General features: G+C 76.4%; 1 protein-coding gene. It reads right to left on the reverse strand.

From position 1 onward, the window contains the following. The coding region (locus ACYVE9_RS30290) for a P-loop NTPase family protein (protein ID WP_461031052.1) at window positions 1–536 on the reverse strand (536 nt) is incomplete at its 3' end. Between the last annotated feature and the right edge of the window lie 41 nt (window positions 537–577).

A 577-nucleotide genomic window follows, 5' to 3' on the forward strand; every position in this document is an offset into this window, starting at 1 on the left:
GCGGGGGCCGGGTCGGCGGTCAGCTGCCGCAGCAGCCGGTCGGTGCGGCTCCGGGTACGGCAGCGCACCACGCGCGCCTGGCAGCCGGCGAGCAGCGGGGCCATCGCCCGCAGTTCGCGGCGGCGGAAGAACAGCGCCTTGCGCAGCAGGGCGGTGACGCTGCGGACCGGCGGATCGGCTGCGGTCAGTCCCGCCGGGGTGTGGTCGCGGCGCTGCCGGCCCCCTGAGGCGTCCCGGCGCAGGCGCAGGGATCGGCGCAGCAGGGCCCACGCGCACAGTGCCGGGTGGCGGTCCAGGAGCACCACGAGGTCGGCGGCGCGGACCCGGACGGGCACGGTGTCGAGGAAGTTGCCGTCCACGATCCACCGGGGCAGCGCGGTGACCGCTTCGACGGTCGCCGACCACTCGTCGGGGGACGGTCGCCGCCAGCCCTGCCGCCAGTACAGGTCGTCCAGGTGGTACAGGGGCGGCCCTCCCGCGGCGGCGAGCGCGTGGCAGAAGGTCGTCTTGCCGCTGCCCGGGCTGCCGAGCACCACGATGCGCCGCGGTGGTGCTACGCGCTCGGGTCTCTTACGTC

The sequence above is a fragment of the Streptomyces sparsus genome (assembly GCF_054776295.1).